The following is a 26,885-nucleotide window of genomic DNA, read 5'->3' as shown; positions in this document are numbered from 1 at the left end:
AAAAAAAGAAATAAACAAAAAAGTTAAAAGTATGAAAGGATTAAAAAATCATGCTATCGAGGTGCTAAATGGTAATTGGAAAGATAAGATTGGCTTTAGTGTTCCTTGTGCAAACTTATACCCATTCCAATGGTTTTGGGATTCTGGTTTAATAGCTATAGGTTTTGCCCATTTCGATATGCGAAAAGCTGAACAAGAGATTAGAACTTTACTCGATACACAATGGGGAAATGGATTCATTCCGCATATTATTTTCCATACGGATAGTGATTCTTATTTTCCAGGACCAGATTTTCATCGTTCAGATTTACACCCACAATCATCAAAAAAATACAGATCAACAGGAATGACACAACCACCTGTAACAGGTTTTGTGTTAGAGAAAATGTATAACATTGCAAAAGATAAAGATGCCGTATTAAAATTTATTAAATCTCTTATTGATAAGGTGTATTTTAATCATAAATATTTTTATGAGAATAGAGACCCTCAAAATGAAGGGTTAGTTTACATTTATCATAATTGGGAATCTGGCACAGATAATTCGCCCATTTGGGACGATATTTGGGATACTATGAATCCGCCAGAATATACTTTTGAGAGAAGGGATACTACTCATGTAGATGCTTCCGAAAGGCCATCAAAACGAGAGTATGATCATTATTTATATATCATTGATATAGCAAAAGAACATAATTATAGTGATGAAAAAATAGCAGAACTTTCACCTTTTTTGGTGCAAGATCCGCTGTTTAACGCAATGTTAATTAAATCTAATGAGAGCTTAATCAATTTATATGAAAAACTCGGAGACTCTGAAAAAGTAAATCAACTTAAAGAATGGCAAGAAAAGAGTAAACAGTCATTTAATAGTAAGTTATTTGATGAAGAATTAGGGGCGTATGTACATTATGATATGCGTAATGAAAGACCTTTAAGATATTTATCATCATCATCATTCTCTCCATTATATGCAGGTATTCCAAGTACGGAAAGGGCAGCGTCAATGGTACAGATTATGATGGAAAAGTTTGGAGGAGACCATCAATATTTATGTGCTTCATTCGATCCGACTAGCGAACGCTTTAATCCTAAAAAATACTGGAGAGGGCCTGTTTGGGTAAATTTGAATTGGATGCTCCATAACGGATTGAAGAGATATGGCTATAAAGATATTGCAGAACGAGTGAAGCATGATACCATTCAAATTTTGGAAAAGAATGGTTTTTATGAATATTTTGATTCAAGAAAAGAAATGCATCAAAATGGAAAAGCAGGCTATGGTGGAAACAATTTTTCTTGGAGTGCAGCTTTATTAATAGATTTACTTGAAAGTTAAATACAAATGCCACAATTAGATTTCTCACAGGATTATGTTTTAGAGGATGGTTATGTAAAACTAATGCCCCTTAAAATAGAACATATTGAGTATTTATTGGGCATTTCAAATGAACAAAACCTGTGGACCTATTTTCTTGATAAAGGTAACGGTTTAGAAAACTTAACTAATTATATTTCATCAACTGTTCATAAAAGAAAGCTTCAAAAAGAATATCCTTTTGTAGTTTTTGATAAAATAAAAAAGCAATATGCTGGAACAACACGATTTTATGATTATTCATCTGAATTAAAAACTATTAAATTAGGACATACATGGTACGGAAAGGATTTTCGCGGTACAGGGTTAAATAAACGCTGCAAATATTTACTCTTTGACTTTGCTTTTGAAATCTTAGAATTAGAACGTGTAGGTTTTGGTGCGCATGTCGAAAATAAAATAAGTATAGCCGCTATGAAAAGTGTTGGTTGTAGTGAAGAAGGCCTATTACGAAATTTTATTCCATCATTTGATGGAAAGGAAAGAGCAGATGTCATTTTATTAAGCATTCTAAAAGATGAATGGTTTGAAACAGTGAAAACAGAATTAAAGAATAAACTAACTAAACACTAAAGCTTTAAATTATGAATTGGCTAGATTATAGTATCGTCATATTTTATATTATATTTTTCTTAGGAATGGGATTCTTTTTTAAGGAGAATAAAGATTCTAAAGATTACTTTTTAGGAGGCAAAAGTATGGGATGGTTTCCATTAAGTTTATCAACTATGGCAACTCAATTATCTGCTATTAGTTTTATTTCAGCCCCTGCTTTTGTAGGTCTAAAGTTAGGAGGAGGAATGAAATGGTTAACCTTTGAGTTTGCAGTTCCTCTAGCCATGATTTTTATTATGATAGTGATAATTCCGCCTTTATTTAGATCAGGAGTTGTTAGTATTTATGAATTTGTAGAGAAACGTTTTAGCACATCAACACGATTAATATTAAGTATCGTTTTTCAAATAAGTAGAGCACTCGGAACTGGAGTAATGGTTTATACTATTGCCATTATATTACAAGCAGTTTTAGATATTGACTTTGTTTATACAATACTAATAATAAGTGTTATTACTATTATTTACTCTTGGCAAGGAGGAATGAAAGCTGTTGTGTGGGGAGATGCTATACAGATGGTTATTTTATTTTCAGGCTTAATTATTTGCTTATATTTTGGATGGAATCTACTCCAAGAACATGGCGGTTTAACTACCGGTTTTGATGCTGAAAGATTACAAGTTATAGATTACAATTTAGGAATAGGGGAAGGGAATGAATATGGTCTGTTACCAATGATAATAGGAGGCTTTTTTCTTTATGCTTCCTATTACGGATGCGATCAAACTCAGGCGCAACGTATGTTGTCTGCAAAAGATGAAAAAACAATAAGAACACTATTATTAGCCAATGGGCTTTTAAGATTTCCAGTGGTTTTAATATACTGTATTATGGGTTTAGTAATTGGAGGTTTGATTACTCTAGCGCCAGATTTTCTTGAAGAAATTGCGATGACTACTCAAAAGTATTTTCCCGATGAATACGCTACACATGGTGTAAAAGCAGATTTAATGGTGCCTGTTTTCATTATGAAATATTTGCCTCATGGTTTAATTGGGATTTTGATGGTAGGAATATTATCGGCAGCTATGTCATCTTTAAGTTCTACGGTAAATTCTCTTTCTGCGGTAACAGTAGAAGATTTCTTTAATAGAGGTAAAGTAAAATTAACAGACAAGAAATACATGTTTATATCAAAAGGGTCAGTGGTTTTTTGGGGCACTGTTTGTATTGCTAGTGCCTTCTTATTTGGTGGAAGTAAAAGTGCGGTAATAGAAATTATAAATGCTATTGGTTCTGTATTTTATGGTCCGGTATTAGTAACGTTCTTTTTAGCCTTCTTTTCAAAAAAAGTCAATCATATAGGTATGAACGCCGCTATTATCTCTGCTGTACTTATCAACTTAGTGTTTTCAAAAACCATTCAAGAATTATTTCATCTCGATTTAGGATTTAATATCTTTTGGATATGGCTAAACTTTACGGGTGTTATTATAGCATTGGTAGTCGCTTATGGTGTTAGCGCTTTAACAAGTAAAACGGAAATTAAAAAGATTTCCAATTTTAACGTCAAAATAGTAAAGAAAGATTTCATGATAAAAGAAGTGTATATCCTTCTAACCTTTTTTGTATTTATTCTAATCCTTAGTTATTTTTTACCAGCACTATTAAGTTAAAGGTTTGACGTATGAAAATTGTTTTAGCACCAGATAAGTTTAAAAATTCTTTAACAGGTTTAGAGTTTTGTAATGCAGTTGAAGCTGGTATTAAGGCTATAACGCCTAATGTTGAAATCGTAAAATTACCATTAGCCGATGGAGGCGATGGTACTATTGAAGTCGTGAATTATTATCTCAAAGGTGAAGTGATTCATGTTACTGTTAACAACCCGTTTTTTCAACCTATAATAGCTTCTTATTTATATGCTAAAGATTCGAAAACGGCCTTTATTGAAATGGCAGAAGCTTCGGGTGTGAAACTTTTAAAGCCAGAACAATTTGATTGTAAAAATGCTACGACTTTAGGGACAGGAGAAATGATTCTAGATGCTATTAAAAAAGGAGCTTCAAAAATCATTTTAGGTATTGGCGGAAGTGCCACAAACGATTGTGGTACTGGTATGGCAACTGCTTTAGGATATCGGTTTTTAGATAACAAGAATAATGAAGTAAAACCTATTGGTGCAAATTTATCACAAATAGAATCTATTGATGTTTCCAATGTATACGATGGCTTACATGAAGTTGATTTTAGTGTCGCTTGCGATGTTACTAATCCGATGTACGGTTTAAATGGAGCAGCTCATGTTTATGGAGCTCAAAAGGGAGCATCGTCAACTGATATTGAAATGCTGGATAAAGGACTCAGCCATTTTTCAAAAATTCTAAATGCAGTTTTTAATATTGATTCTCAGTCTGTAAAAGGAGCTGGAGCCGCAGGAGGCATGGGTATTGCTTCAAAAGTATTTCTAAATGGAAATTTAGAACCAGGGATCCAACTGATTAAAAATTTAGCACAATTTGATACTAAGCTAGAAAATACAGATTGGATTATAACTGGCGAGGGTAAATTGGATACACAAACCATGTCTGGAAAAACAATACAAGGCGTATTAGCCTCCGCAAAAGCGAAACAGATACACGTAGCAGCTTTTTGTGGTGCTATAGATTTAGAAGGTAAAAATCCAGAAGATTTTGGAATTCAATATGCCGATGCCGTTATGAATTACGCTAAAGGATTGGAAGACGCCATGAAAAACGGTTATGGCTATGTTAAGACAATGACCACTAAGTTTGCTAAAGAATTTTTAAAATAAGTCTCATAAATTGAAAATTATACCAACTTTTCAAGCTTTACAAATGAAGAATTTTGCGAAAGAAAATGCTAAATTTTATTTCGTTTTGTTTTCCATCTCATTTTTCGGATTGAAAAACTGAAATAAAACCTGCATATAACAAAAATGCTGAATTAAAAAAAGACAATCACAAATCAATGTAACTGTCTGATTATTAAGTGGAGAAGATCGGATTCGAACCGACGACCTCTTGACTGCCAGTCAAGCGCTCTAGCCAACTGAGCTACATCCCCATTACCTTTATTCACAACACTTTCCAGTGTTTACAAGTATTTTACAACATTTAAGTTATGCTGCATTTACCTGCATAATGATGCAAATGTATGCATTTAGTTGCAAAAACCCACCACTAAAACCCACCACCATTTTTAATTTTTTTAGCGTTAAAAATATATTAGATTTACTCTTTTAACGTTTTTATCAATTCATCAACCCTATCTATTCTTGGGTCAATTTCATTTTTCACTCTTTTTTTATTTAAAAAATATCCGTAAATCCCCATTCCTATGGCAACCAAATAAATTACAACTATTAAATAGCGTGTTGAGGACATCTTCCAAAGACCAATAAAAAAGAGCAGCAATATTGGATAAATCGGCAAAACCACCCAATAAACAGCAGTTTCAAGCAATTTCTTTTGGGATTCAAGATATTTCTTTGTCTTTTTGAGATATTCAAGGTAATTTTCTTCCAAATCATTAGGTTTAATTTTTTTTATGCCAAGCACTTGAATTAATATATTAATATTAAAGATAATTATTAATACAGAAGCAATTTTAGAAGTAGTAAAAGGAACCCAATAAGCGATGAAAACAAATGATAGAATACCAATAATTACAGAAATCACCTCTACAAGTTCTATATATTTCCACCAGCGGTATAAACGTCCTAAACTTGATTGTAATTCTATCATCAATTTTGATTTCTCGAACTTTATAAGTTCCTGATTGCTTGACGACTGCCAGATTTTAATCAATTCATCTTCTATCATGATATTTCATTTATACAGTTTAATAATTTCGATTTAATTCGCTTGATTTTTACCGCTACATTATTTTCAGTCAAACCAAGAATACTTGAAATTTCCCTATAAGGAAGCTCTTCCAGATAAAGGGAGATAATTGCCTTATTCCCTTCCTTTAGATTTTTTATACATTTTCTTAGGTGCTTTAGCTTTTCATTTGGCTCTTCAATCTTATCCTCAGACCAGAGATTGGCAATTGTAACACTATCTAATTTTATTAACCGACTTTGGTTCTTCGTGTGTTTAGATTTGAATTGAAGACAAACATTTAGGGCGATTCTAAACATCCAAGTCCCGAAGGAAGATTTACCTTTAAACATAGCCATTGATTGCCATATATGAACCAACACTTCTTGAAAAAGGTCTTTAGCATCTTCCCCATCTTTTGAGTAAATTAAACAAATCCGAAACAGTCTCTGCTGATTTTCTTCCAGTGCTTTAAGAAATATGGTTTTATGTTCTTTTTCCATTTTTAGTTCTTATCTCTACTATATTAGTTAGCAAAGTTTTAAAAATATGACACTTTATTGGATATTATTTTACATTATAAACTTGAAAGTACTATGTTAATATCATTTAAGTGCTAAAACCCACCACCAAAACCCACCACGTTTTTGATTTATTATTTAAAATAATTATGATTATTTACCTGTAGCAACTATATTTAAAAAGTATTATATAAAGACACTATAAGGTGTGTTTATAGACAAGTACTCTCACCTAAACACAAAATTAAAAAAGTAGTGTTGATTGCTAATAAACATAATCGGCACTACTTTTGACTTAAATATCAAATGAAAAGACTACTCATATTTTGTATAGCCATGGCTTTTTTTTCTTGTGAAAAGGAGGGTGATGGATTTCCTGAAGATTGCCTTACTGAAAAAATAAACGCAAACGACAAAATAAAAGGCGGTTCTATTCTTCAAGTTTATAGGCTTAGAATCGATGGAAAGATAATTGATTTAGCTCAAAAAACTAATATTAATTGGGTAGCACTATCTCCTTTAGTACAATTGGAAGAGTTATGTGATAATCATCCTTGTTTTGATGTAAATGATGAAGTTGAGCTAATGAAAGTTGTTATTCCTAATATGATACAAAGTGGAATAAGTAATATAATGTTGAAACCTTTGACGTCTTTTTGGACTGTAAATGGTTCTGGTTTTTGGGGAGATTTTTATGTAAACACCGAAGAAGAATGGAAGCCCATAGAAAAAACATATACAGAACTGTTTTACGAATTTGCAAAACTATCTGAAGAATTTCCTGAAGTAAAACTACTGTCCATAGGTAACGAGCTTAAAGAATTTACAAAAAGACGCCCTCAATTTTTTAAAACATTGATTGCTAGTATTAGAAAAGACTTTCCTAATTTAAAATTGACATACGCAGCCAATTGGGATGAGTATCAATCGGTTTCTTTTTGGGAGGATTTAGACTATATAGGTGTAAACTCTTATTTTCCTTTAGTTAATAAGGAGACACCTACTGTTAACGAAATTAAACAAGCTTTAAGCCCAATAAAGAATAACCTAAAAGACTTGTCCTGTACCTACGATAAACCCATCTTATTTACAGAGTATGGGTATAGAAGTATAGATTATGCAGCTTGGAAAGCTTGGCTATTGGGAGACGTATCTACAGCTAATCATAATTTTGAAGCTCAAAACAGCGGTTATACTGCTTTTTATGATACTTTTTGGGATGAAGATTGGGTTGCTGGAGGCTTTTTTTGGGAATGGAAAATACTTTCAAACGGAGAGGTTAATAACCCTAATGGAAATGGTTGGTATGTTAATGACAAACCCGTAGAAAAAATTATAAAAGAAAGATACTCTAAATAAAAGCCCATAACAACGGTGAATGTTGCACAACCCAAAAAATTAAGGAACCATATATTTTTAGCTTTTATTAAACTTACAAATCACTGATTTTTAGGAGTAATGTTTTTTGAAATTCGTGGAAATAACAAAATTTACTTAAAAAAGTTAGTTGCGCAACAGCCACAACGTATAAAAATAATGTATAAGTGTTAGTACTTAATCAAAGAATAGTGCGGTTTTGCTAGCTGAAAAAGCTACTAAGAATACAAATTGAATGATAAAAAATATAATTGGAATTTGTGGAAGTGCTAGTCAAAGTTCTGCAAATCTATCAATTCTCAAGTGGATAGCGGAATCTAAAAAATCAAATTTCAATTTGGATATTATAGATGATTTGACCGAATTACCACATTTTAATACAGAACTGACGGACAAAAATGTACCTGAACAAATTGTTGCCTTTCGGAATAGAATTGCGAATGCAGACGGAATTATCATTTGTACACCAGAATATGTTTTCAGTATTCCGAGTGGTTTAAAAAATTTGATTGAATGGTGCGTATCGACAACTGTTTTCTCTGACAAGTCAATTGGACTTATTACAGCTTCTGCAAGTGGACTAAAAGGACACGAAGAACTGAAACTGATTATGGAAACTATCCAAACTAAATTTACGGACGAAACAACTCTTTTAATTCAAGGAGTAAAAAGTAAAATAGGGAAAAATATCGGACAAGAAAACAGAAACTGAATTAAGAAATTTTGTTGAATATTTTGACAGCTGGACAAAAAAACCATCATCTTTTTGATTTATTATTTTAAATAGTTATGTTTATTTGCTTGTAGGAGGTATCTTTAAAAAGTGTTAAAATAAATACCTTGTTGTGTTTATTACACCATTTGTAACAATACTGAAATTATATGACAAAGAAAGGAACGTTATTTATTATTCTATTTTTCTTATTCTCAATTCAATACACAAATTCACAACAGAAACATTTTTTTGAAGGTATTATAACCTATAAAATTGAATCTAACGATAATGGCTACGGTGATACTTTAACTGTATATATTAAAGATGGCTATATCAAAAACCTCTATAACACAAAACACAAAGGAGGAATTAAAGAAGAAATATTACATCCAGATAAAGGAATGATGTATATGAAGTTAGTTGGAGTCGATACACTCTACACTTATAACATCAAAAAAAACGATTCATCAAAATTAATCGAGATTACTAATAAAGAATCTATTGAAGAAAATATTTTAGGTCGTAAATGTAATATGATTGAGTTCAAAACAAAAAATATCATAGATAATAATGATTACATATTTGTTTATAAATACTATTATAGTCCTGATTATTTGAAGTTAAATATAGAGCGGTTCGAGAATTATAATTTTGGTTACGCGTCAACAGTTTATTCTAAAGCGAAGTCTCATTGTTTAAAATATGAAATGACTTCACCAGCCTTTCATCTAAAATATACAGCAATTCATATTCTTCACAAGAAATTAGACTCAAGTCTATTTAATATTGATACTAATATCCCTTTAAAAGAATTTAAGATTTAATAAATAACATTACCGAAAAGGAAAAAGACAAAGAATTAAAATGAAATTGAAACCTGTAATATTCAAAATTGCTATTGTTTTTGCTGTAGGGCTCTTAATTTCCTACATGTCTCCTAAAATAGTGTCAAGCAACACAACATTTAGTGAGGATACTCTTAATCATGACAGACCTGAAAACATAAATACACATATAACTAAAGACAAAACTGAAATAACTTGTTCCAATTATGGTTGCGAAGGACAATATCATGGACCAGAATTCATTGATGGCTCAGACATAGCGCATCAGTTTTCGAATAAAATGTCCAGTGCAGTAGGTGATAAATTGAAAGAACTTTATAAGAAAGGCGAATACTCTAAAGTAGACTTTTCAAACATTACTATGACTACTGAAGGCATGGGGTCTGGTATTGTAACTTACAAATTATCAATACCTTTTATTGCTGTTAAAGCAAAATGTGATGCCTATACATCTTTTGACCATGCTGGTGGGTGGAACCATAAACCTGCTTTATCTAGAAGAAAAGAGGAACTAAGTAAGGTTTTGATAAATGGACAATCTTTGGATATTAGTGACTTAAAAACTACACCTGAAGGATTGCAAGAATATTGGATTCAATGGAAAAATAAAATTGTACAATCTGATTGTAAATAAATATTTCGATTAAAAATGGATAATGAAAATCAAGTATTAAATTGGTTAATGATAGGAATATCTCAATCACCTTTTAGTTTGAATGAAGTATTTTATTTAGATAAAAAAATTAATGAGTTTTTTTCCATTTTGGCAACTGACTATTTTATGCTTGATGATAATTTTAATCTTGCAAAAAATACTTCGACATCCTATTCTAAAAAAAATGAAAATGATTTAATAAATCGAATTCAAAGAATAGAAAACAATGATAATCAAATAATTGAAGTACCTCGATTATCTTTTAACGAAAGAAAAAAGATATTGATTGAATTTCTTGATTCTGTTAATGATGAGAATGAAAAGGAAAGAATTAAAAACCTTTATTTAAACACAGATAGAACAATATTTAATCGAAAATTTGAGATTGAAAGTAATAAGGATATTATTAAGAACTGGAACAAATATAAAAATGAAATCCTTTTATCGAAAGCAGAATCTTTTCTAAACTTGAATAATATTAATATCAACAGTACGAAAGTTTGGGAAATAGAAGATGACGGTAATATTACTATTGACCTCACAAAAGATGATAAAGGAAAATCATTAGGTAGTACTTACAAAAAGATATGGTGGAAGTTTTGGAAATGAATGGAAACTCTTTAGCTTAAAAAATCATTTAAGTGCAAAAAGCTACCACTAAATTCCACCACTATTTTAATTTTTTATATTTACTTACAAGAACCTATCCTTAAAAAAGGTTAGACATTACTCAAAAAAATGTGAAGTAAGACTTTTGTATTGCTCTTTACCTAAATCAGTAAAATATGGATACAACATATAAAGCAAATTATCAGATTGTAAATCTATGTACTCTGCATTTATTTTTTCATTACAAATTAGAGAATTATATATCCAAGTATTGCTAAAACCTATCATTCTTTCTATCAAGAATTGTCTTTCATATACAAATTCAAAATTTTGAATTAATCCTATATTGACTAAAGTGTCCAATAAGAAATGATACCCTTTAATTCGATTAGTATATACTTCTTCAAAATGCGTTTTTATCTTCTTGCTTTGACGAAGTAAATTATATAAATCTGTCCAAAAAAAACGATAATCTATCATTCTTTGCATACTTAGATGTATGTCCTTTTTTATGGTTTTTAGAGTAATCTCTTTTTTATCTAAATGTTTAATTCTACTATCAAATTCTGAAACCATTTCAAAATATAGGGCTTCCAAAATATCTTCCCTTTTTTTAAAATGATAGTTTAGGTTGCCTGAACTAATTTTTAGTTTCAACGCTATCATTCTAATTGTTACATGGCTGTATCCTTTCTTGTTAAACATTAGCTTAGAAGTAGATAGAATATTTTTTTTAGTGTTTCTCATTAGTAAACTTGCCCTAATATTTAATTTTAGTAAATTTGTCCTAAAAATAATAAAATGAAATCTTTATTCAAATCGGAAGAAGGGAAAAAGGAAATTATTAGTCTTTACAATGAAAAATTAGCACACTTAAATATCGACTATCAATATTTAAATGTTGAAACCAGTTATGGTGAAACCAATATTATTGTAAGTGGAAATTCTTCAAATCCACCAATTATAATAGTTCACGGTTCAAATGGTTGTGCACCGATTGCATTTGAAACATATCCTAATTTAATTAAAAAATTTAGAGTTTATGCAATTGATGTTCTTGCTCAACCAAATAAAAGTGCTAATACTAGACTAAGTATGAAAGATAGTTCTTATGGAAAATGGATGGATGAAGTTATTGTATCGTTAAATATTGATAATGTTATAATGGCAGGATTTTCATTTGGAGGATTCGTTATATTAAAAACCCTTGAATACGACGAAAGTAAAATAAAGGAAGTTTTTTTATCATCCCCAGCTTATATTGTAAATGGCAACCCAATTAAAGCTTTATTTAAAATATTTATTCCAATGAAAAGGTACATGAAAACACAAAAAACTAAATATGTTGAAAGTTTTTTGGATGAAGTATTTACCGAACGTGATGAATTTGCAATTAAATATCTTTCAAAAGTATTTTTACATTTCAAAATGGATTTTACATCTTTACCAGTAATAAATAAAACTAAAGCTAAGTCTATTAAAACACCTATAACATTATTTGCTGGTAAAAATGACATACTTTTTCCAGGAAATAAAATGATAAAAAGAGCATCAAGAATATTTCCATCACTAAAAAAAAGTAAATTGTTTGAAAATTCTAAACACGTTCAAAATAAAATACAAAATGAGGAAATTGAAAATATTATTATGGAAAAATAATGTGCTACAACAAAGATCTGACTTAAAAAAACAAACCTTTCCTTTTAAACTAATTTCAATTTATCTCGAGATTTAAAACATATAACAAATCAAACAGACAATATTGATAGTATGTATTTCAACACTACATACGAAGATTATTAACTATTTCAATCCTCTTAAAACTAAAACAGGTATGGAACTTGAGAAGTCTTTTTTCAGAATGACATTCTTTTCCCATTTTTTAGTAAAAAACCCTCTTTTACGCCTAACAACACAAAGCATGTCTGGGTTAAAAGACTTTAAATGCTGCAATACGCCATGAAACGTTGTCGCATTCTCTGTCTCGGTTATATTATTTGCAGTATCTAACAATTTTTGTTCTATATTAAAATCACCCTCATTATAATAAGGTGTTTTGACCAATAACATATTTACCGAAGCTTTAAAATTATTTTTAATACTTAACAAAGGATCTAAAGCATCGTCTTTTTTTATTATCGCAGATTTAATAGCTAATAAAATATGACTAAACGGTTTAAACTTGTATCCTTCGGGTACAATTAATGCTGGAATCTGGGTTTGTTTTATAATCTTTCCTGAAGTTTTGCCTAAAAACACCTCTTCTCTAATAGAATTAGTTCTAGGTTCAACCAAAATTAAATCAATATTAGCGGTTTTACTTGCCAATTCAAGTGTACTAACCAACTTACCTTTTAAAGTCTTTTTAACAATTTGAACATTTTTAGTATCAATCTTAGACACTAAATCGTTTAAAAAAGATTTACTTTCTCGTTCAATTATATGATCTACTTTAATCATGGTTCCTGCTTTGGTATAGACATTATATATTTGAACAATAAAAAGCTTAGCACCAAAAGCTTCTGCAAAATCTACAGCATACTGTAAGTGATTTAAACTATTTTTTGATGATCCAACAGGAACTAAAATATTCTTCATAATAAATATAGTTTACTGACTAAATTTTTAACGATATTTATGCAAAAGTAAAACATTTAAATGATTCGTAAAGGAAGCCTTTCAGATATTGATAATATTATAGCCATTACTAAAGCTTGTGCAGCTTATATGATCAAGAAAAACATCTATCAATGGAATGAACACTACCCTACTAAAGAAGCTTTTGCGAAAGATATTAAACGCGACGAATTATACGTTTTAGAAATTGAAAACACGATTATTGGATGTATAACCATTTCTACATTTATGGATGAAGAATACGTTCCAATTTCATGGTTAACAGAAAACACAAACAATATTTACATCCATAGGTTAGCTGTACACCCAACCCATCAAGGAAAAGGATATGCACAACAACTCATGGTCTTTGCTGAAACATATGCCAAAAAAAATGACTTTATTTCAGTGAGATTAGATACTTTTTCTCAAAATAAAAGAAATCATAAGTTTTATGAACATAGGGGCTATAAGCGCTTAGGAAACATTTATTTTCCAAAGCAAAGCGAACACCCTTTTTATTGTTATGAATTAACATTTTGAGCAGCAACATTAGTCTAAAACATATAAACAAATTGGCAATACCGGCACTAATCTCTGGTATATCTGAACCTATCCTATCATTAACTGATGCTGCCATAGTTGGCAACATCGATTTATTTGCTACAGAATCTTTAGCAGCGGTAGGTATTGTTACCACATTTTTATCTATGTTAATATGGGTATTGGGGCAAACACGAAGTGCCATATCATCTATTGTATCACAATATGTTGGAGCCAATCAACTTGACAAAGTAAAGAACCTTCCAGCTCAAGCTATTTTCATTATTACATCCTTAAGTATTTTAATTATAGTAGCTACCTATCCTTTTGCTCAACGTATTTTTAAACTATACAATGCCTCCGAACTCATTTTAGATTATAGCGTAGATTATTATAAAATTCGTGTTTTCGGGTTTCCATTTACATTATTTACCATAGCAGTTTTCGGGGCTTTCAGGGGCTTACAAAATACTTACTATCCTATGATAATTGCCATTATAGGCGCTTCTGCCAATATTATATTAGACGTTATTCTGGTATATGGTATCTCAGATTTTATTCCTGCTATGAATATAAAAGGAGCAGCCTATGCCAGTGTTATTGCACAACTAATGATGGCGGCTTTTTCAGCGTATTATCTGCTTAAAAAAACACCAATCCCTTTAAAAGTAAGCTTTCCTTTTAACAAAGAAATCAATAAGTTCCTTATAATGATTCTTAACTTATTTGTTAGAACCATAGCTCTTAATGTTACGCTTTATTTTGCAACCCGCTTTGCTACAGGCTACGGCGCTGCATATATAGCAACATATACTATTGCTATAAACTTATGGTTTTTTGCTGCTTTTTTTATTGATGGTTATGCAAGTGCCGGCAATATTTTATCAGGAAAATTATTTGGTGGCAAAGAATACGGTTCACTTATTAAACTAAGTAATAAATTAATAAAATATGCTATAATTATAGGTATTGTATTAGCGTTAGTTGGTGCTGTTTTTTATTATCCGATAGGAAGACTTTTTTCTAAAGACCCAGAAGTATTAGCGCTTTTCTATGACTCGTTTTGGATCATACTTGTTATGCAACCCCTATGCTCATTAGCATTTATTTTTGATGGCATGTTTAAAGGTCTGGGTAAAATGAAATCTTTAAGAAACGTGTTATTATTTTCAACCTTTATTGTTTTTGTGCCAATTCTTTTTTGGTTAGACAGTTTAGGCTACAAGCTACACGGTATATTTATTGCACTTACTTTCTGGATTATTGCCAGAGGTATTCCTTTAATTATAAAATTTAGAAAAATATTTATTCCACTCTCTCAAAACCATTAACTTTGCCGTACAGTATAAAATAAAGATGCTTTTACTAACCCACTTCCTTCAACAAATTAATATAGAAGAAAAAATACAAAACGCTCCTGACCAAGGTTATGAAATAGGTGTTTTTATTGGCTCCATGTTACCGTTTGTTGTTCTCGTTTTAATAGCATATTCAATTTATAGATATAACAAAAAGAAGAACCAATAAAGAATTATTATGGAAATTATGTCATTTATAAGTGGAAACGGATTATTTCTGTTAATAGCTTTAGTTTTAATAATTGTTTACGTTGTAAATAAAAGAAAAAGAAGATAATGAGCCACAACATTCGTATCACAAAACAATTTTCTTTCGAAACAGGTCATGCGCTTTACGGGTATGATGGTAAGTGTAAGAACGTGCATGGTCACAGCTACAAACTATCGGTAACAGTTATAGGACAACCTATTACAGATAATACCAATGTAAAGTTCGGAATGGTTATCGACTTTGGAGATTTAAAAAAGATCGTAAAAGAAGAAATCGTTAATGTATTCGATCATGCGACCGTATTTAATAAAAATACACCACACGTAGAGCTTGCCAAAGAACTAAAAGACAGAGGTCACAATGTGCTATTGGTAGATTACCAACCTACCAGCGAGATGATGGTTATCGATTTTTCGAAAAAAATAAAAAAGCGTCTGCCAAAACATATTTCGCTACACTCATTGAAGCTTCAAGAAACCGACACGTCTTTTGCAGAGTGGTATGCTTCCGATAATAGTTAGGGTTCTTTTAATAGTTGGCAGTGTTAAGTATTCAGTTAGCAGTTTTAGAATTCGTGTTAATTCGTGTCAAAAAAAAATCTTAAATCAGCGTACTAACTTCAATTGAAATTTAAAACTTATCAGTAATGAGATTCCTGCCTTCGCAGGAATTTATATTATATTTACAGCATGCAAATCCAAATTCCAAAAGGGAAAAAAATATACTTTGCTTCCGATAATCATTTAGGAGCACCAACCAGAGAAGCATCACTTCCGCGCGAAAAAAAGTTCGTAGCTTGGTTAGATGAAGTAAAGCAAGATGCTGCCGCCATTTTTCTTTTAGGCGATTTATTCGACTTTTGGATGGATTATAAAAAAGTAGTTCCAAAAGGTTTTACCAGAACACTTGGTAAATTAGCTGAAATCTCAGATTCTGGGATTCCAATTTATTATTTTGTTGGTAATCATGATTTATGGATGAATGGCTATTTTGAAGAAGAACTTAATATCCCTGTGTACCACAAACCAAAAGAATTTACATTTAATGACAAAACATTCTTTATTGGTCATGGTGATGGCTTAGGTCCTGGAGACAAAGGCTATAAACGTATGAAAAAGGTATTTACAAATTCATTTTGTAAATGGTTATTTAGATGGTTACATCCTGATTTAGGTGTAAAAATGGCACAATATTTATCGGTTAAAAACAAACTTATTTCTGGTGATGAAGATGCCAAATTTTTAGGCGAAGATAATGAGTGGTTGGTACAATATTGCAAACGAAAGTTAGAAGACAAACATCGTGACTATTTTGTGTTCGGACACCGTCATTTACCATTAAATATAGACCTAAAAGACCATTCAAAATACATCAATCTTGGTGATTGGATTAGATATTACACCTACGGTGTTTTTGACGGAGAAAATTTTGAGTTAAAAGAGTATTAATCGGCATTCTCATGATCCTCAATATCTTTTGTTAGGTCTAACTTTCTAAACGATGGTGATACCAACCCTGTAGTTATAACGGTTATTAACGTCATCGTGCCTCCAAAAACGACGGCAGCAACTGCTCCCATATACTTTGCAGTTATTCCACTTTCAAAAGCACCCAACTCGTTAGAAGACCCAACAAACATTGAGTTTACAGAAGATACACGTCCGCGCATATTATCAGGTGTTTTAATCTGTAAAATCGTTTGTCTAATCACCATAGAAACACCATCTGTCATCCCGCTAAAGAATAACGCTAGTAGCGACACCCAAAAAATAGACGACAGTCCAAAGACTATAATACAAACACCAAAACCAAAAATAGCTGCTAGTAATTTCATACCAGCATTTTTACTTATTGGTATATATGCAGTCACTAACATCGTTAAAAAAGCACCAACAGCAGGAGCTGCACGTAATACACCAAAGCCTTCGCTCCCTACTTTTAAAATATCTTGAGCAAAAACAGGCAATAAGGCGATCGCCCCGCCAAATAAAACTGCCACCATATCTAAAGTCATAGCACCTAAAATCGCTTTGGTTTTAAATACAAATTCCACCCCTTCTTTAAGACTCTGTACTACAGACTCTCCAATTTTAGGATTTAAAATAGGTTTCTTTTTTATCTGTAATAAAATAAATAAAGACAATAAAACTAAGCCAAAAACAATACAAAGTGACCAATGTACGCCTATCCACCCAATAAAAAGGCCTCCAATAGCAGGACCTAAAACACCTGCCATCTGCCATGTGGAACTATTCCAGGTAGCAGCATTTGGGTATATTTTTTTAGGGACAATCAACGCCACTAAGGAAAAAATGGTCGGTCCGAAAAAGGAACGCAAAAAGCCTCCAAAAAACACTAAGCCATAAATAGAATAAAGTATAGCTTTGGTACTCCAATCCCTAACAACTTCATCCCAAGTTAATAGAAAGAGTCCTAAGCTAATTAATGAAAACGCAGCAATACAAGTGGCTAACAAATTTCGCTTTTCTTTCTGGTCTACAATATGGCCTGCGAATAAAGCCATGGTAAACGCTGGAATTATTTCCATAAGTCCAATAATCCCCAAAGAAAGCGGATCTTTAGTTAGGCTATAAACCTGCCATTCTATAACAATAAATTGCATGGACCATCCAAAAACCAATACAAAGCGTACTAATAAAAAAATATTGAATTCTCTAATTCTTAGAGCAGCATACGGGTCTTTTTTCGCCATAAATTATAAATTACGCTTTAATATCTCTTAACTTAAGTTGTAAGGATACTTTTCCCTGCCATTCATTTTCATCTATAGAATAAACGGCTCTAAATGGTTTTTTATCAGTAATTAAATTGAATTTATCTCCCAGACCAAAACCAATACAAACTATATTATTAGCTCCAGATTGTGTAGCCGTTAATCGTAAATGTGTTTTATCTGCTCCCACACACTTACCATAACCTGTGTCTCTTAAGTTTTGAGTCATAAAAATGGGCGCCATATTATTTGGCCCAAAAGGTGCAAACTGTTTTAAAACTCTATAGAACTTTGGAGTAATATGATTCAAATCAATTTCAATATCTGCTTTTATCTCAGGAACTAATAGGTTTTTATCTATGGTTCTGGCAACAACATCCTCAAAAGCCTTTTTAAAAGCCTCATAGTTCTCTTCTTTTAATGTTAACCCAGCAGCATATTTGTGCCCCCCGAATTGTTCAAGATGTTCACTACAAGCGCCTAAAGCATTATAAACATCAAAATCTTTAACCGAACGTGCCGAAGCTGCTAATTTCTCACCACTTTTTGTAAACACCAAGGTGGGCCTATAATACGTTTCCGTTAATCTAGAAGCCACAATACCAATAACACCTTTATGCCAAGTTTCATCGTAAACAACAGTAGTAAAACCTTCCTGTTCTTTTTGTTCTTCAATTTGCTTAAGAGCTTCTTCTGTAATTCGTTTATCTGTTTCACGTCTATCAAGATTATAATCGTTAATTTCAGAAGCATATTTAACAGCCAAGTCTTCTTCTGTTTCTGTTAATAAAGCCACAGCATAATTTCCATGCTTCATACGTCCAGCCGCATTTATTCTTGGCGCGACAACAAACACCACATCGGTAATTGTTAGTTCTGTCTTTTCTACCTGACTCAAAATAGCTCTAATACCTGGTCGTGGATTTGTATTAATAACCAAAAGTCCAAAATAGGCTAATACTCTATTTTCTCCAGTTATGGGGACAATATCTGCTCCGATGGCAGTTGCAACTAAATCTAAATACTCTGTTAAATCATCTAATGTTTTTCCTTCTTTTTGTGCTAACGCCTGTATTAATTTAAAACCGACACCACAACCACATAATTCTTTATATGGATACTCGCAATCTTCTTGTTTTGGATCTAAAACAGCGGCAGCTTCTGGAATATCATCTCCTGGTCTGTGATGGTCACAAATAACAAAATCGATCCCTTTCTCTTTGGCAAAAGCTACTTTTTCAACAGATTTTATACCGCAATCTAAAGCGATAATAAGTGTAAAGTCATTTTCTAAAGCAAAATTGATTCCTTTATAAGAAATTCCATAGCCTTCATCATACCTATTTGGAATGTAAGTATGGACTAAACTGTATCGTGTTTTTAAATATGTAGACATTAAAGCAACCGAAGTGGTACCATCTACATCATAATCGCCATAAACTAAGATGTTTTCATTATTTACTATTGCCTTTTCAATACGAGCAACAGCTTTATCCATATCCTTCATCAAGTACGGATCGTGCAAATCATCCAAGCTTGGTCTAAAAAAAGATTTAGCTTGATCATACGTTTCAATACCACGTTGTAACAGTAATGTTGCCAATACCTCATCTATTTGAAGCGCTTCTTGCAAGGCTTCAATTTTAGAAATTTCTGGTTTAGGTTTTAATGTCCAACGCATGGATTGATTGACCTTTTATTTATTATGAAAATGAGTTTCTATCCTTAATTCTGAAAATTTTCGGAACATTTCCATAACACCACAATATTTTTCTATAGATAAGTCAACAGCTCTTTGTAATTTTTTTTCGTCTAAATCTGCTCCATAAAAATGAAAATGCATAGCCAATTTATCATAATATTTTGGATGCTCCTCAGTGAGATTCGCATCAATATCTATTTTAAAATCATCTACGCTTAACTTCATTTTTTTAATTAAGGAAGCAACATCTAAACCTGAACAACCAGCTAAAGCCGACAACATTAAAGCTTTAGGGCGATATCCCTCGCTTTTTCCACCGTTTTCTTCTCCTGCATCAATAAACAAATTATGTCCTGACGGATTCGTACTTTCAAACCTCATCTCTCCCAACCAAGTTGTCGTTATATGATTTGTCATTTTTTATGAATTATTTTTTGTTACTTGTAACTCCAAAAATACTATTAAAAAATAAAAATATGCCTTTAGTTACGCCTTTATCTGCCGATCATGATTCAGAAACCAGAAAACTTGCTGAATTCTTTAATGAAACCTTAGGTTTTTGCCCAAATTCTGTACTTACCATGCAACATCGTCCTGCCATAAGCAAAGCTTTTATTAACTTAAATAAAGCCGTTATGGCTAATGAAGGACGTGTAACTTCTGCTTTAAAAAGAATGATTGCCTGGGTAAGCAGTAATTCAACAGGCTGTAGATATTGTCAAGCACATGCTATTCGTGCTGCCGAACGTTATGGAGCAGAGCAAGAACAATTGGACAATATATGGGAATATCGTACACATCCTGCGTTTAGTGATGCAGAACGCGCCGCTTTAGATTTCTCTTTACAAGCTTCACAGGTTCCAAACAATGTAGATGAAAGCATAAAGAAACGTTTATATGACCATTGGGATGAAGGTGAAATTGTAGAAATGTTAGGTGTTATTTCTTTATTTGGTTATTTAAACCGTTGGAACGATTCTATGGGAACTTCTATTGAAGATGGCGCTGTTGAAAGTGGAGAAAAGTACCTTGAAAAAAATGGTTGGGAAACAGGGAAACACGGATAAATACTTAGTTACTAAACAAGAGTAGTTTAGCGCGAATAGAGGCACTTTACAAGCAATCTTACTGTGAGAAAATAAGTATTTTTAAATTAAAAAACTTGGTCATTCGCTAATTATTACCTATGTTAGCCCCAACTATTATAACCCAATTATAATGAATTTACCTACAAAAACTACTAGAGTGCTACTCTTTTGTGTGCTCTTAAGTCTATTTAATTGCAATGAAAAGGCAAGTAAAAATAGTAATGAAGTCACGTATATTCCAAGAAACTCCTACTTCGTAGATAATCATCAAAGTGTAAAAATTTATAGAGACAATATCTACAGAAAACCTATGGATGGCCATTTTATCGTTGGAGACAAAACAACTAAATGGGAAGAATTTCATATAGAAGAAGGTCTCTTGTATGGTGATTATTATTTCTATCATAAAAATGGAGAAGTCTTTATGCATTCCATATACAAGAAAGGAAAGCTCCATGGTCAAGAAAAAACATTTTTTCTTTCTGGAAAATTAAAAAAAATCAATAATTATAAAAACGGTTTACTTGAAGGAAAATGTATTTCTTATTTTGAAAATGGTAAAACACTATCAGAATCGGAATTTAACGAGAACAAACTTATTGCTTCTATAACTTTTAACGATACAGGGGATATTGAATCTAAAACGTATATAGAAGAAGACCAAAGCATAACACAATATATTAAAAATGGTAAAGTATTTAAGGAACAAATAGCCTCTAATTATGATAATTTTAAAGGTGTGAAATTTTACAATGACGATAGCACATTAGATATTTATCTACAGATGATAGATGAAGGCACAGAAACATTTTTAGTAGAGCTAAATGAAGAAGGTAAAGAAATAAAACGTATTAATTTCGCTACTAGTCCAAGAGAAATCTCAAAGTATAGAAAATATATAAGTAGTCTTTAACAGTATCTTTCTACATAAATAAACAAACCTCGCTTTTTAGTGGGGTTTTTGTTTTTTTAAAATGTTAACAAATCTAGGTTAACCGTCTTACTCTTGCTTGCAACTCAGGCAAAACCTCAACATCAAACCATGGGTTTTTTGTTAACCAAAACCGATTTCTAGGTGATGGGTGAGGCAGGGGTAAATAGTTTTTTGGTAAGTAGTATCTATAATTAGCTACCGTTTCTGTTAACGTTTTCTTTGCTTCTTTTTTTAAATAATACTTCTGGGAATACATTCCTATTAAAATAACCAACTCAATATTTGGTAGCTTATTTAATAAGGGCTCATGCCATTGTGGAGCACACTCAGATCTTGGAGGCAAATCACCTGTTTTCCCTTTTCCTGGGTAGCAAAACCCCATAGGGATTAAAGCAATTTTAGTTTCATCGTAAAACTGTTCGTCTGTAACACCCAACCATTTTCGTAATTGCCTACCGCTTGGATCATCCCAGGGAACACCTGTTTTATGAACACTCGTGCCCGGAGCCTGACCTATAATAATAATTTTAGCATCTGGATGTGCTGCTACAATAGGGCGAGGGCCCAATGGTAAATGCTCTGAACATATAGTACACTGCCTAATATCGTAAAGTAAGTCATCCATTAGATAAAACCTGTTTTTTACTTAACGGTTCTTCATTAAAAGAAAGCCCAGTAAAGCCCGTTTTAATAAAGTTCCTAATGTTTTGATGACCTGAACCATCAGGATCATTCAACACCTCATCAAAATAAAACTTACCAAAACAAGCCAAAGTTTCTTCTTTTGTTAAATCTTGTGCTTTTGCAAAAGCAAATAATTTGCAAGAACCTGAATTCTCTCCGCTGTCGTTTTGCAACGCACCATTTTTAAATGCCACTGGAGAAAAGTTATAATGTGCTTCAATGACACACATCGTCTCGGAAAATTCGATATCCTTTGGTGTATTTTTGAGTTTATTTCTAAATGCTTCTATGGTCATTATATTTTATTTTTACCTTCAACAACAATCACTATTTCCCCTTTTGGTGGTTTATTAATATAATATTCTAAAACCTCTTTAGCAGTTCCCCTCATGGTCTCTTCATAAAGTTTTGTAAGCTCCCTAGAGACTGATACTGTCCTTTCTTCACCAAAATACTCACAAAAATGACCAAGTGTTTTTACTAATTTATGAGGGCTTTCGTAAAAAATAATGGTTCTGGTTTCCTCTGCCAGTAATAATAATCGTGTTTGCCGTCCTTTTTTAACAGGCAAAAAACCTTCAAATACAAATTTATTGTTTGGTAATCCAGAATTCACCAAAGCTGGTACAAAAGCTGTTGCTCCAGGTAGACAATCTACTTCAATATGATGTTCTATACAAGCTCGCGTTAGTAAAAATCCTGGATCTGAAATTGCTGGTGTTCCAGCATCACTAATCAATGCTACAGTTGTTCCACTTTTTAACTTCTGAATAACATTGGCAACCGTCTTATGCTCATTATGCATATGGTGGGATTGCATATGTGTTGTAATTTCAAAGTGCTTTAAGAGTTTTCCTGAGGTACGTGTATCCTCGGCAAGAATTAAATCAACTTCTTTTAAAACTTCAACAGCTCTAAAAGTCATATCTTTTAAATTTCCTATAGGTGTTGGTACAATATAGAGTTTACTCATTAAGCTCTAATTTGTTTTCCTAAAAAATAAGATGGGAAAATTAGTAATAATCCATAAAGAGAAAACCCTATAACACCATGTCCTGCATAATGGTGTGCAGCTGTTGCCAATACCATATCGAAGAAAAAACCAGCATAAGCCCATTCTGTTAACCAAGTACTTTTTCGCCATAAAATCATAACTATACCTGAAACTTTTAATATAGCTAATGGAATAACAATGTAAGTCGGGTAATTAAAGCTTTCAAAAAAACCTTTAATCATTTCTGTACTCGTAAAATACATAGAGGCAGAATACCCCATTAACAAACACAAAAGTACTGTGCTTGTCCAATATAAAATTTTGTTTATTTTCATCAGGTTATGGTCGAGAAATTTTATTCAAACTTACTTTCAACAATTTGCATAAATCGTGTTTCGAACTCTTCTTTATCAAGCCAATTGTTATAATCTGGCTTAACTATATCTTCTACTAGACGTTTAGCTTCATTAAAAGTAACTGATGTATTTAATTGGGATATTACACGATCATAATCTTCACTTCTACCATCAAATAAATGTTTTATAAAAGCAATTTTATCATTAAGCCCAATATTAAGTCCTCCTGTTTTTAATTTCTCATTCAATGATTTTTTTTCATCTACTTTCTCCTTCGCCATTTTAGAAGCAGGTTCAAAAACTGGTGTTTCTTTAAATCCTGCAGTAATTTCTTCTAAATCCGTTTTATGATATCGCTTAGGAATAGCTTCATCAAAAATAGCGTCAACTTGTTGTGTTTCATGAGGCATCTGTGCCACCATGTCTTTAATCTTTTCTATAACAGGTTCCATAATATCATCATCTTCTACCTCATCAAGATTAATATATATTTTGTCTTCAATTTCAATAGTATCACTAACCTTATTGTTAAAAGCTTCATCTAGCATACCAAAAAAGGACGAGTCGCTCCCAATTGTAGGTATACCATCTTCAAAATTCTCATGAGCAAACTTTAATACCGACAATTTTTCATAAAGAGCTGATGCTTCTGTATGCATTTTAACAACATCTTCCTTCCCTTTTAATTTAAGAATTCTATGTGCTATACTAATGAGTTCCGACTCTAACTTCTTCTTCATTATTTATAATTTTTAAATTATTGCTATTTTGACTTTTGATTTTAATAAATTTGCGTCACCTTTATACAAACAAATAATTGCTTTGTTTAGTGCTAAAATTACGAAATGTTTCTCGAAAATACAGTAAATCATAAAGAACAATTTGGATGGATTGAAGTTATCTGCGGTTCCATGTTTTCTGGAAAAACAGAAGAATTAATCCGAAGGCTTAAACGCGCGCAATTCGCAAGGCAAAAAGTAGAGATTTTTAAACCAGCGGTTGATGTGCGTTACAACGAAGAAATGGTTGTTTCTCATGATGCTAACGAAATTCGCTCAACGCCTGTTCCTGCTGCGGCTAACATCCCTATTTTGGCCGACGGTTGCGATGTTATCGGTATTGATGAAGCACAGTTTTTTGATGATGAAATTGTACGGGTTTGTAACGATTTAGCCAATAAAGGTGTACGGGTTATTGTTGCTGGACTCGATATGGACTTTAAAGGAAACCCTTTTGGACCTATGCCTTTTTTAATGGCAACTGCCGATTATGTTACAAAAGTACATGCAGTTTGTACCAGAACTGGCAATTTAGCACAATACAGTTACCGCAAAGCCAAAAGTGATAACTTAGTACTTCTTGGCGAAGTCGATGAATACGAACCTTTAAGTAGAGCTGCTTATTACAAAGCCATGATGCGTGATAAAGTTAGAAACATGAAAGTTAAAGACGCTGAAGAAGTCACTTCTAAACCTAAAAATTCCGATGTCTAAAGCGCAAGAAACTGTGCTTGAAATTGATTTAAAAGCGCTTAAACACAATTTTGAGTATCTAAAATCAAAACTTGACAACAATACCAAATTCTTAGCTGTTGTTAAAGCTTTTGGCTATGGAAGTGGTGCTTGCGAAATAGCAAGTCACTTGCAAGAATTAGGAGCTGATTATTTTGCTGTGGCATATATAAATGAAGGTGTAGCGTTACGTGAAGCTGGTATTACAAAACCTATTTTAGTATTACACCCGCAAGCAGTAAACTTAAAAACGTTAATAGCATACTCCTTAGAACCCAATTTATATAATCCAAAGATCTTAAAGGAGTTTATTAACATTGCTTCAGAAGGAAAACTAAGCAACTATCCTGTCCACATAAAATTTAATACAGGTTTAAATCGTCTTGGATTTTGTAAAAATGACATCGCTTATATTCTCTCAGAAATAGAAAAAACAGACACTATAAAAATAACCTCTATCTTTTCTCATTTGGCTGCTAGTGAAGATTTAAATGAAAAAGAATTCACTTTAAATCAAATTGCAAATTTTAATCTTATTTCTAAAATTTTAATTGATAAGCTTGCTTATAAACCTATGCTTCACATGTGTAATACTTCGGGAATATTAAATTACCCTGAAGCGCATTTTGATATGGTTAGAGGCGGTATTGGCCTTTATGGATATGGAAATTCTGAAGAAGAAAACAAAAAACTAATCCCTATTGCCTCTCTAAAAACCGTAATTTCTCAAATTCATAGTATCGAAAAAGGAGAATCTGTTGGATATAACAGAGCCTTTAAATCTAATTCATTTTTAAAAACTGCCACACTACCTATTGGTCATGCAGACGGTATTGGTAGGCAATATGGCAACGGTAAAGGCTTTGTGACCATAAAAGGGCAACAAGCTCCTATTATTGGAAATGTTTGCATGGATATGATTATGGTTAACATTACCAATATAGATTGTAGTGAAGGTGATGAGGCTATTATTTTCGGAAAAGAGATCTCTGCAGAACAATTAGCTGAAACAACCAATACGATCTCTTACGAACTAATAACGGCTCTTTCCCAACGTATTAAACGCGTTTTCTTAAAATAAGCAATTTAACAAATGTTAACTTTTTAACATTTTTTTATCTATTTTAGTAATCGCTAACTAAAAATTTTAAAATTATGCTTAAAGAATTCAAAGATTTTGCAATGAAAGGCAACTTAGTCGACATTGCTGTCGGTTTTGTAATGGGTGCAGCTTTTAATAAAGTGGTTGCTTCATTTACTGGAGGTATTGTATCTCCATTAATCGGATTAATTTTCAATTCAGATTTCAAAGACTTAAAATATGTTATTAAAGAAGGCATTGCCAATGCCGATGGTGTTATAGAAGGCGAAGTATCTGTACTTTGGGGCGCTTTCTTAACGAATGTGATCGATTTTGTTATTGTGGCGTTTGTAATGTTCATGATTGTAAAAGGTGTTAATAAAATGAAGAAAAAAGAAGAGGAAGCGGCACCAGCGCCACCAGCAGGCCCATCACAAGAAGATTTACTCGCTGAAATACGAGATTTACTTAAAAAATAACTATTTGTTAAATAAATAACATTGTGTTATTTCTTGTTAAAAAGACCTCATTATTAGAAAATGAGGTCTTTTTTTAGATTCTAAAATAGAATTA

At 32.0% G+C, this 26,885-nt stretch carries 32 protein-coding genes and 1 tRNA gene; 20 read left to right on the top strand and 13 right to left on the bottom strand.

Annotated elements, in window-relative coordinates; genetic code table 11:
- Positions 1-31: 31 nt before the first annotated feature.
- From Q4Q39_RS05885 to Q4Q39_RS05870, 4 genes are read left to right on the top strand one after another with little or no spacing between them, the layout of a single operon-like run.
- Positions 32-1,339, top strand: a complete 1,308-nt coding sequence (locus Q4Q39_RS05885; RefSeq protein WP_303281481.1) for an amylo-alpha-1,6-glucosidase — start codon at positions 32-34, stop codon at positions 1,337-1,339.
- A gap of 6 nt (positions 1,340-1,345) precedes the next feature.
- Entirely contained in the window at positions 1,346-1,951 is a 606-nt protein-coding gene (locus Q4Q39_RS05880) for a GNAT family N-acetyltransferase (RefSeq protein ID WP_303281480.1), read from the top strand.
- Between the two features lie 11 nt (positions 1,952-1,962).
- On the top strand, positions 1,963-3,609 hold the full coding sequence (locus tag Q4Q39_RS05875) for a sodium:solute symporter family transporter (RefSeq protein WP_303281479.1): 1,647 nt from the start codon (positions 1,963-1,965) through the stop codon (positions 3,607-3,609).
- 11 nt (positions 3,610-3,620) lie between these two features.
- Positions 3,621-4,748, top strand: a complete 1,128-nt coding sequence (locus tag Q4Q39_RS05870; RefSeq protein ID WP_303281478.1) for a glycerate kinase — start codon at positions 3,621-3,623, stop codon at positions 4,746-4,748.
- 198 nt (positions 4,749-4,946) lie between these two features.
- Here Q4Q39_RS05870 and Q4Q39_RS05865 read toward each other — a convergent pair.
- The 3 genes from Q4Q39_RS05865 to Q4Q39_RS05855 all read right to left on the bottom strand — a co-directional run bounded on the left by Q4Q39_RS05865 (position 4,947) and on the right by Q4Q39_RS05855 (position 6,281).
- A tRNA-Ala gene (locus Q4Q39_RS05865) sits at positions 4,947-5,020 on the bottom strand.
- Positions 5,021-5,187: 167 nt separating this feature from the next.
- Positions 5,188-5,778, bottom strand: coding sequence for a hypothetical protein (locus Q4Q39_RS05860; protein WP_303281477.1), 591 nt, complete (start codon positions 5,776-5,778; stop codon positions 5,188-5,190).
- The gene (locus Q4Q39_RS05855) at positions 5,775-6,281 is read right to left on the bottom strand and encodes an RNA polymerase sigma factor (RefSeq protein ID WP_303281476.1); all 507 of its coding nucleotides are present in this window, start codon (positions 6,279-6,281) and stop codon (positions 5,775-5,777) included. Before Q4Q39_RS05855 ends, Q4Q39_RS05860 begins: the two co-directional genes overlap by 4 nt.
- Positions 6,282-6,605: 324 nt before the next feature.
- Between Q4Q39_RS05855 and Q4Q39_RS05850 the strand changes: the two genes are divergently transcribed.
- From Q4Q39_RS05850 to Q4Q39_RS05830, 5 genes are all read left to right on the top strand, one after another.
- Positions 6,606-7,658 (top strand): glycoside hydrolase family 113, encoded by a 1,053-nt coding sequence (locus tag Q4Q39_RS05850; RefSeq protein ID WP_303281475.1) that lies wholly within the window; start codon positions 6,606-6,608, stop codon positions 7,656-7,658.
- Positions 7,659-7,911: 253 nt separating this feature from the next.
- Positions 7,912-8,388, top strand: a complete 477-nt coding sequence (locus Q4Q39_RS05845; protein WP_303281474.1) for an NADPH-dependent FMN reductase — start codon at positions 7,912-7,914, stop codon at positions 8,386-8,388.
- A gap of 170 nt (positions 8,389-8,558) precedes the next feature.
- Entirely contained in the window at positions 8,559-9,215 is a 657-nt protein-coding gene (locus Q4Q39_RS05840) for a hypothetical protein (RefSeq protein ID WP_303281473.1), read from the top strand.
- 40 nt (positions 9,216-9,255) lie between these two features.
- Positions 9,256-9,870 carry a hypothetical protein gene (locus tag Q4Q39_RS05835; RefSeq protein ID WP_303281471.1) on the top strand — a complete coding sequence of 205 codons (615 nt, stop codon included), beginning with the start codon at positions 9,256-9,258 and terminating at the stop codon, positions 9,868-9,870.
- Positions 9,871-9,885: 15 nt separating this feature from the next.
- The gene (locus Q4Q39_RS05830) at positions 9,886-10,500 is read left to right on the top strand and encodes a UPF0158 family protein (RefSeq protein ID WP_303281470.1); all 615 of its coding nucleotides are present in this window, start codon (positions 9,886-9,888) and stop codon (positions 10,498-10,500) included.
- 117 nt (positions 10,501-10,617) lie between these two features.
- Here Q4Q39_RS05830 and Q4Q39_RS05825 read toward each other — a convergent pair whose 3' ends face one another.
- Positions 10,618-11,247: a TetR/AcrR family transcriptional regulator gene (locus Q4Q39_RS05825; protein ID WP_303281469.1), complete on the bottom strand. Its 630-nt coding sequence runs from the start codon at positions 11,245-11,247 to the stop codon at positions 10,618-10,620.
- Between the two features lie 54 nt (positions 11,248-11,301).
- Here Q4Q39_RS05825 and Q4Q39_RS05820 point away from each other — a divergent pair, with 54 nt between their 5' ends.
- On the top strand, positions 11,302-12,159 hold the full coding sequence (locus tag Q4Q39_RS05820) for an alpha/beta fold hydrolase (protein WP_303281468.1): 858 nt from the start codon (positions 11,302-11,304) through the stop codon (positions 12,157-12,159).
- A 144-nt stretch (positions 12,160-12,303) separates the two neighbouring features.
- Here Q4Q39_RS05820 and Q4Q39_RS05815 read toward each other — a convergent pair whose 3' ends face one another.
- Complete coding sequence (locus Q4Q39_RS05815; RefSeq protein ID WP_303281467.1) at positions 12,304-13,098, bottom strand: universal stress protein; 795 nt, start codon at positions 13,096-13,098, stop codon at positions 12,304-12,306.
- Positions 13,099-13,158: 60 nt separating this feature from the next.
- Here Q4Q39_RS05815 and Q4Q39_RS05810 point away from each other — a divergent pair, with 60 nt between their 5' ends.
- From Q4Q39_RS05810 to Q4Q39_RS05790, 5 genes are all read left to right on the top strand, one after another.
- Positions 13,159-13,659, top strand: coding sequence for a GNAT family N-acetyltransferase (locus Q4Q39_RS05810; protein ID WP_303281465.1), 501 nt, complete (start codon positions 13,159-13,161; stop codon positions 13,657-13,659).
- Entirely contained in the window at positions 13,656-14,990 is a 1,335-nt protein-coding gene (locus tag Q4Q39_RS05805; RefSeq protein WP_303281464.1) for an MATE family efflux transporter, read from the top strand. The genes Q4Q39_RS05810 and Q4Q39_RS05805 overlap by 4 nt, the downstream gene beginning before the upstream one ends.
- Positions 14,991-15,015: 25 nt before the next feature.
- Positions 15,016-15,186, top strand: a complete 171-nt coding sequence (locus Q4Q39_RS05800) for a hypothetical protein (protein WP_303281463.1) — start codon at positions 15,016-15,018, stop codon at positions 15,184-15,186.
- 107 nt (positions 15,187-15,293) lie between these two features.
- Entirely contained in the window at positions 15,294-15,749 is a 456-nt protein-coding gene (locus Q4Q39_RS05795) for a 6-pyruvoyl trahydropterin synthase family protein (protein WP_303281461.1), read from the top strand.
- Positions 15,750-15,923: 174 nt separating this feature from the next.
- On the top strand, positions 15,924-16,676 hold the full coding sequence (locus Q4Q39_RS05790; RefSeq protein ID WP_303282029.1) for a UDP-2,3-diacylglucosamine diphosphatase: 753 nt from the start codon (positions 15,924-15,926) through the stop codon (positions 16,674-16,676).
- On the opposite strand, the gene Q4Q39_RS05785 is transcribed toward Q4Q39_RS05790, so the two are convergent.
- The 3 genes from Q4Q39_RS05785 to Q4Q39_RS05775 are packed head-to-tail and all read right to left on the bottom strand — an operon-like array spanning position 16,673 to position 20,081.
- On the bottom strand, positions 16,673-17,941 hold the full coding sequence (locus tag Q4Q39_RS05785) for an MFS transporter (protein WP_303281459.1): 1,269 nt from the start codon (positions 17,939-17,941) through the stop codon (positions 16,673-16,675). The two genes, Q4Q39_RS05790 and Q4Q39_RS05785, sit on opposite strands and share 4 nt — an antisense overlap.
- A gap of 10 nt (positions 17,942-17,951) precedes the next feature.
- Complete coding sequence (recJ, locus tag Q4Q39_RS05780; RefSeq protein ID WP_303281458.1) at positions 17,952-19,643, bottom strand: single-stranded-DNA-specific exonuclease RecJ; 1,692 nt, start codon at positions 19,641-19,643, stop codon at positions 17,952-17,954.
- A 15-nt stretch (positions 19,644-19,658) separates the two neighbouring features.
- A complete protein-coding gene (locus tag Q4Q39_RS05775) occupies positions 19,659-20,081 on the bottom strand; it encodes an OsmC family protein (protein ID WP_303281457.1) in 423 nt (140 codons plus the stop codon).
- Between the two features lie 59 nt (positions 20,082-20,140).
- Between Q4Q39_RS05775 and Q4Q39_RS05770 the strand changes: the two genes are divergently transcribed.
- Together Q4Q39_RS05770 and Q4Q39_RS05765 are read left to right on the top strand one after the other, a co-directional pair.
- Positions 20,141-20,731 carry a carboxymuconolactone decarboxylase family protein gene (locus Q4Q39_RS05770; RefSeq protein WP_303281456.1) on the top strand — a complete coding sequence of 197 codons (591 nt, stop codon included), beginning with the start codon at positions 20,141-20,143 and terminating at the stop codon, positions 20,729-20,731.
- 151 nt (positions 20,732-20,882) lie between these two features.
- Positions 20,883-21,665, top strand: coding sequence for a toxin-antitoxin system YwqK family antitoxin (locus Q4Q39_RS05765; protein WP_303281454.1), 783 nt, complete (start codon positions 20,883-20,885; stop codon positions 21,663-21,665).
- 73 nt (positions 21,666-21,738) lie between these two features.
- Here Q4Q39_RS05765 and Q4Q39_RS05760 read toward each other — a convergent pair whose 3' ends face one another.
- From Q4Q39_RS05760 to Q4Q39_RS05740, 5 genes are read right to left on the bottom strand one after another with little or no spacing between them, the layout of a single operon-like run.
- The gene (locus tag Q4Q39_RS05760) at positions 21,739-22,311 is read right to left on the bottom strand and encodes a uracil-DNA glycosylase family protein (protein ID WP_303281452.1); all 573 of its coding nucleotides are present in this window, start codon (positions 22,309-22,311) and stop codon (positions 21,739-21,741) included.
- Complete coding sequence (locus Q4Q39_RS05755) at positions 22,304-22,666, bottom strand: HopJ type III effector protein (RefSeq protein WP_303281451.1); 363 nt, start codon at positions 22,664-22,666, stop codon at positions 22,304-22,306. Before Q4Q39_RS05755 ends, Q4Q39_RS05760 begins: the two co-directional genes overlap by 8 nt.
- Complete coding sequence (gene rsmI, locus Q4Q39_RS05750) at positions 22,666-23,343, bottom strand: 16S rRNA (cytidine(1402)-2'-O)-methyltransferase (protein WP_303281450.1); 678 nt, start codon at positions 23,341-23,343, stop codon at positions 22,666-22,668. Before rsmI ends, Q4Q39_RS05755 begins: the two co-directional genes overlap by 1 nt.
- Positions 23,343-23,699, bottom strand: a complete 357-nt coding sequence (locus tag Q4Q39_RS05745; protein WP_303281449.1) for a DoxX family protein — start codon at positions 23,697-23,699, stop codon at positions 23,343-23,345. The genes rsmI and Q4Q39_RS05745 overlap by 1 nt, the downstream gene beginning before the upstream one ends.
- Before the next feature lie 20 nt (positions 23,700-23,719).
- Positions 23,720-24,460, bottom strand: a complete 741-nt coding sequence (locus Q4Q39_RS05740; RefSeq protein ID WP_303281448.1) for a DUF8457 domain-containing protein — start codon at positions 24,458-24,460, stop codon at positions 23,720-23,722.
- Between the two features lie 105 nt (positions 24,461-24,565).
- Between Q4Q39_RS05740 and Q4Q39_RS05735 the strand changes: the two genes are divergently transcribed.
- The 3 genes from Q4Q39_RS05735 to mscL all read left to right on the top strand — a co-directional run bounded on the left by Q4Q39_RS05735 (position 24,566) and on the right by mscL (position 26,791).
- Positions 24,566-25,213, top strand: coding sequence for a thymidine kinase (locus Q4Q39_RS05735; RefSeq protein ID WP_303281447.1), 648 nt, complete (start codon positions 24,566-24,568; stop codon positions 25,211-25,213).
- A complete protein-coding gene (gene alr / locus Q4Q39_RS05730) occupies positions 25,206-26,312 on the top strand; it encodes an alanine racemase (RefSeq protein WP_303281445.1) in 1,107 nt (368 codons plus the stop codon). Before Q4Q39_RS05735 ends, alr begins: the two co-directional genes overlap by 8 nt.
- 74 nt (positions 26,313-26,386) lie before the next feature.
- Positions 26,387-26,791, top strand: coding sequence for a large-conductance mechanosensitive channel protein MscL (mscL, locus tag Q4Q39_RS05725; RefSeq protein WP_303281444.1), 405 nt, complete (start codon positions 26,387-26,389; stop codon positions 26,789-26,791).
- Positions 26,792-26,885 lie beyond the last annotated feature (94 nt).

Origin of the sequence: Flavivirga amylovorans, assembly GCF_030540875.1 — a bacterium.
Classification (GTDB): Bacteria; Bacteroidota; Bacteroidia; order Flavobacteriales; family Flavobacteriaceae; genus Flavivirga; species Flavivirga amylovorans.
Note: the sequence above shows the minus strand (reverse complement) of the source record. Positions and strands in the feature narration are given on the sequence as shown.

Coding starts and splice junctions, on each gene's coding strand:
- Q4Q39_RS05760 (WP_303281452.1), bottom strand. CDS start 22,311: ATGGATGACTTACTTTACGATATTAGGCAGTGTACTATATGTTCAGAG.
- Q4Q39_RS05770 (WP_303281456.1), top strand. CDS start 20,141: ATGCCTTTAGTTACGCCTTTATCTGCCGATCATGATTCAGAAACCAGA.
- Q4Q39_RS05775 (WP_303281457.1), bottom strand. CDS start 20,081: ATGACAAATCATATAACGACAACTTGGTTGGGAGAGATGAGGTTTGAA.
- Q4Q39_RS05745 (WP_303281449.1), bottom strand. CDS start 23,699: ATGAAAATAAACAAAATTTTATATTGGACAAGCACAGTACTTTTGTGT.
- Q4Q39_RS05840 (WP_303281473.1), top strand. CDS start 8,559: ATGACAAAGAAAGGAACGTTATTTATTATTCTATTTTTCTTATTCTCA.
- Q4Q39_RS05785 (WP_303281459.1), bottom strand. CDS start 17,941: ATGGCGAAAAAAGACCCGTATGCTGCTCTAAGAATTAGAGAATTCAAT.
- Q4Q39_RS05830 (WP_303281470.1), top strand. CDS start 9,886: ATGGATAATGAAAATCAAGTATTAAATTGGTTAATGATAGGAATATCT.
- Q4Q39_RS05880 (WP_303281480.1), top strand. CDS start 1,346: ATGCCACAATTAGATTTCTCACAGGATTATGTTTTAGAGGATGGTTAT.
- Q4Q39_RS05735 (WP_303281447.1), top strand. CDS start 24,566: ATGTTTCTCGAAAATACAGTAAATCATAAAGAACAATTTGGATGGATT.
- Q4Q39_RS05855 (WP_303281476.1), bottom strand. CDS start 6,281: ATGGAAAAAGAACATAAAACCATATTTCTTAAAGCACTGGAAGAAAAT.
- Q4Q39_RS05820 (WP_303281468.1), top strand. CDS start 11,302: ATGAAATCTTTATTCAAATCGGAAGAAGGGAAAAAGGAAATTATTAGT.
- alr (WP_303281445.1), top strand. CDS start 25,206: ATGTCTAAAGCGCAAGAAACTGTGCTTGAAATTGATTTAAAAGCGCTT.
- mscL (WP_303281444.1), top strand. CDS start 26,387: ATGCTTAAAGAATTCAAAGATTTTGCAATGAAAGGCAACTTAGTCGAC.
- Q4Q39_RS05835 (WP_303281471.1), top strand. CDS start 9,256: ATGAAATTGAAACCTGTAATATTCAAAATTGCTATTGTTTTTGCTGTA.
- Q4Q39_RS05740 (WP_303281448.1), bottom strand. CDS start 24,460: ATGAAGAAGAAGTTAGAGTCGGAACTCATTAGTATAGCACATAGAATT.
- Q4Q39_RS05815 (WP_303281467.1), bottom strand. CDS start 13,098: ATGAAGAATATTTTAGTTCCTGTTGGATCATCAAAAAATAGTTTAAAT.
- rsmI (WP_303281450.1), bottom strand. CDS start 23,343: ATGAGTAAACTCTATATTGTACCAACACCTATAGGAAATTTAAAAGAT.
- Q4Q39_RS05850 (WP_303281475.1), top strand. CDS start 6,606: ATGAAAAGACTACTCATATTTTGTATAGCCATGGCTTTTTTTTCTTGT.
- Q4Q39_RS05870 (WP_303281478.1), top strand. CDS start 3,621: ATGAAAATTGTTTTAGCACCAGATAAGTTTAAAAATTCTTTAACAGGT.
- recJ (WP_303281458.1), bottom strand. CDS start 19,643: ATGCGTTGGACATTAAAACCTAAACCAGAAATTTCTAAAATTGAAGCC.
- Q4Q39_RS05800 (WP_303281463.1), top strand. CDS start 15,016: ATGCTTTTACTAACCCACTTCCTTCAACAAATTAATATAGAAGAAAAA.
- Q4Q39_RS05860 (WP_303281477.1), bottom strand. CDS start 5,778: ATGATAGAAGATGAATTGATTAAAATCTGGCAGTCGTCAAGCAATCAG.
- Q4Q39_RS05825 (WP_303281469.1), bottom strand. CDS start 11,247: ATGAGAAACACTAAAAAAAATATTCTATCTACTTCTAAGCTAATGTTT.
- Q4Q39_RS05885 (WP_303281481.1), top strand. CDS start 32: ATGAAAGGATTAAAAAATCATGCTATCGAGGTGCTAAATGGTAATTGG.
- Q4Q39_RS05845 (WP_303281474.1), top strand. CDS start 7,912: ATGATAAAAAATATAATTGGAATTTGTGGAAGTGCTAGTCAAAGTTCT.
- Q4Q39_RS05765 (WP_303281454.1), top strand. CDS start 20,883: ATGAATTTACCTACAAAAACTACTAGAGTGCTACTCTTTTGTGTGCTC.
- Q4Q39_RS05810 (WP_303281465.1), top strand. CDS start 13,159: ATGATTCGTAAAGGAAGCCTTTCAGATATTGATAATATTATAGCCATT.
- Q4Q39_RS05755 (WP_303281451.1), bottom strand. CDS start 22,666: ATGACCATAGAAGCATTTAGAAATAAACTCAAAAATACACCAAAGGAT.
- Q4Q39_RS05795 (WP_303281461.1), top strand. CDS start 15,294: ATGAGCCACAACATTCGTATCACAAAACAATTTTCTTTCGAAACAGGT.
- Q4Q39_RS05875 (WP_303281479.1), top strand. CDS start 1,963: ATGAATTGGCTAGATTATAGTATCGTCATATTTTATATTATATTTTTC.